1 protein-coding gene and 1 rRNA gene are annotated in these 449 nt (G+C 42.3%); both read left to right on the forward strand.

All coding sequences use genetic code 11. The features are described 5' to 3' along the window. Positions 1-207, forward strand: a 207-nt coding sequence (locus DYI25_RS22280) for a hypothetical protein (protein WP_213372945.1), incomplete at its 5' end; no start/stop codon positions are given. 164 nt (positions 208-371) lie between these two features. Beyond that, positions 372-449: ribosomal RNA gene (locus DYI25_RS22285) — 23S ribosomal RNA — on the forward strand; the annotation flags it as partial.

Genomic DNA, 449 nt, shown 5'->3' on the forward strand with positions numbered 1-449 from the left:
AAGGTGCGGCTGGATCACCTCCTTTCTAAGGATATTGCCGTAATGGCAATCGGAATGCGAATCTTACGATTCGTACTGTTGTACGCTTGTTTGTTTAGTTTTGAGGGAGCAATTGCCTCAAAGCTTTATTTTTTTTGCTCCTGCGCCACAGTAGCTCGAAGAAGTATTCTTCAGCTCGTCGCAAGGCAGCATGAAGTTAAGCTCTGATGCTTAATCACGATGTGATTGAAGTCAGTAGCCTTGTTCCTTGAAAACTAGATAATCGTAAGTAAGAAGAACCAAAGAAGAAACCGAGTCGGAATAATGAAGTTCAATTATTCCTTGATCGCCATTTTAGTTTTCTCTCTATTTAATAGAGAAATGACCTTTTAGGTTAAGTTAGAAAGGGCGCACGGTGGATGCCTTGGCACTAGGAGCCGATGAAGGACGGGACTAACACCGATATGCTT

This window comes from Mesobacillus boroniphilus, assembly GCF_018424685.1.
Classification (GTDB): Bacteria; Bacillota; Bacilli; order Bacillales; family Cytobacillaceae; genus Mesobacillus; species Mesobacillus boroniphilus_A.